At 31.9% G+C, this 2,486-nt stretch carries 2 protein-coding genes; both read right to left on the bottom strand.

What is annotated here, in order from left to right:
• Positions 1 to 100: 100 nt before the first annotated feature.
• Positions 101 to 1,072 (bottom strand): HaeIII family restriction endonuclease, encoded by a 972-nt coding sequence (locus tag H8R22_RS15550; RefSeq protein ID WP_187011321.1) that lies wholly within the window; start codon positions 1,070 to 1,072, stop codon positions 101 to 103.
• A complete protein-coding gene (locus H8R22_RS15545) occupies positions 1,072 to 2,163 on the bottom strand; it encodes a DNA cytosine methyltransferase (RefSeq protein WP_187011320.1) in 1,092 nt (363 codons plus the stop codon). Before H8R22_RS15545 ends, H8R22_RS15550 begins: the two co-directional genes overlap by 1 nt.
• Positions 2,164 to 2,486: the final 323 nt, after the last annotated feature.

The raw sequence follows: 2,486 nt of genomic DNA, 5'->3' as shown, positions 1-2,486 counted from the left end.
AATATTACGTCTACAATCAACTATTTTTGAAATTAGTAAACAACCAAAAATAGTCAACCTATATCAGGACAAGACAACCGAACGAAATCACGTAACAAAATCAAGCAATAAATAATTGATTTGAGAAAAGAGAATGTGGAGCAGAAACTAAATTAATATCGAATTTTAATGACGGTTCAATTTTAGAACTTGCGTTATGAATACGAAAAGAAATTTGCCAACCTTCATTTAAAGTTACTAAAAGTGTTGTTTGTGAATTATCTTGATAAACAACCTCAATCAATCTATTAGGCAATTTTAATCTCTGAATTTTAGCTTTTGGTTTGATATTTTCAAAAGGCAAATTCAATGTACCGTGTAAATTGTACGCTTGTATTTCAACTTTATTTTTTCCTTTAATGACTTTATAAAAATCTTGATTACCAATTAAATACTCAACCAATCTTTCTGCTACAATTCTAGGATTTTCTTTATCTAATCTCAATAATTCAGTCCTAAAAGCATCCAAAACGGGAACATAAACAGAAGTATGATAATCGCCTAAAGTATCCCACTTTTGTGTTGCTTTACTTGCTGTTCTTAACTTTGCTAAATTACTAAAAACAGGTTTTATTTCTTCAAAATAATCAACAGAACAAGGAATTCCTAACCATTTTTGACCGAAATCAATATCATTTGACAAACGGGAATGTTTAACTGCTCTATGATTATTTTTTGCTGAAATTCCAATTTCCCATTTTTGCAACGACCTAATAGCTAATACATCACGAACATCTCCTGTTTGACCTGCTTTATCTGCAACAATTTCGAGTTGCAAAACATCACTTTCGTTAATTCCATTTGCCAAACGTGGTTCTATATCAAGCAGGAAATTAACAGCAAAACTTGCAACTAATTTATAATGACTTTGTTCTTTTTCGTCAAAGCTCACAAAACATTTAAGAGCAGTTTTAAATGGTTCATTTTCTATAACTGTAACAGAAGTTACAACTTTTAAACGTTCCAAAAATTCATTTAACAAAGCGTATTCAAAGGCTTTACCATTGATTGTTTGAGTTGATATTTTTGCCATTATGCAGATATACTTTTAATTATTTCGTTCATTTTTTCAAGTACAATATTTCCATTTACTTCAGTCACAATACTTTTTGAAGTAGCATTTTTTACAACTTTTATCTCTTCTAAATCAGAATATATTTTTTGAGCTAAAACCTTCCCCATTCTCACAGGAACAGCATTCCCAATCATTTTGTAACCCGCTACAACGCTATTATATTCAAAAGAAAAAGTATCAGGAAAAGTTTGGATTCTTGCACACTCACGGACGCTTAACCTTCGGTATAAATCTTCCTTTCCTTTCACAAATTCCCTAATATTTTGTTCAATAAAACTCATCTTTGGTGCTTGTGGATGTATTGGAGCGTGTCGCCCACCTGCTTGTATCGTGAAAGAAACTTCATCCCAAGAACGAACTCTATTTCTTGACATAAACATAGAAGAGAAACCGCCAATCATATATTCGTGATTCAATACTTTGCAGTCACTTCCGTTTGTATAGTTTCCTAATTTTGCGGGTAATGCAGTATCTTTTAAATCTCCAATCGCTTTTTCAAGTGTGATTTTACTTTCAAGTGTAGTTGGTCTTGGAAAAGTAAATTTCATTCCTAAATCCTTTCTATACCCAATGAAGAAAACACGTTTTCTATCTTGCGGAATACCGTAATCAGAAACATTCAACAATTGGAATGTCAAATCGTAACCAATATCGGTAAACATTTGTTTTATATTTGCCAAAGCCTCTTTATGTGCAGGCAATAACATTCCAGATACATTTTCAGCTAAAAAAAACTTTGGTTTTTTATCTGCCAAAATTCTCATAAATTCATAAAATAGTTGGCCTCGTTTATCTGCAATACCTCGCTTTGAACCTGCTTCTGACCAACTTTGACAAGGTGGACCACCAATAATTCCATCACAATCAGGAACTTCACTTGAAGGAATATCAACAATGCTTCTTCTATCTAAAATAGTTTTTTTATGATTTTTTTCATAAGTAGCCCAAATTTCTTTGTCATATTCATTTGCCCATATAACATCAAAACCAGCCTTTTCGAAGCCTAAATCAAGCCCTCCAGCTCCTGCAAAAAATGATACTACTTTCATCGAATTCAAATATTAGATTTACAAATACAAAGTTACAATTTTTACTGAACATTGGATGATTAAGATTTTTAAAAATAAACAAACGTACAAAAAGGCCAGTACCTAACAGCCGTTTGGCAAGATTGCGAATTTTGTGGTAAATTCACGATTATGTTTCGCAAGAAATTTTATCTTTAACAGAAAATATAAGGTTACAAAGTTCGCAACCTCGCCAAGCGGCATAACGTTATGCACAATTTTAAGACATGACAAATCCTGAAATAGGTTGACTAAAAATTAAACACTTTTAGTAAACTATGAAACCCACAAAAAAAGAACAGTGT

It is taken from the genome of Flavobacterium kayseriense, assembly GCF_014305095.1.
Lineage (GTDB): Bacteria > Bacteroidota > Bacteroidia > Flavobacteriales > Flavobacteriaceae > Flavobacterium > Flavobacterium kayseriense.
The sequence above is the reverse complement of the archived record's forward strand: the minus strand, read 5'-3'. Positions and strand labels throughout refer to the sequence as shown.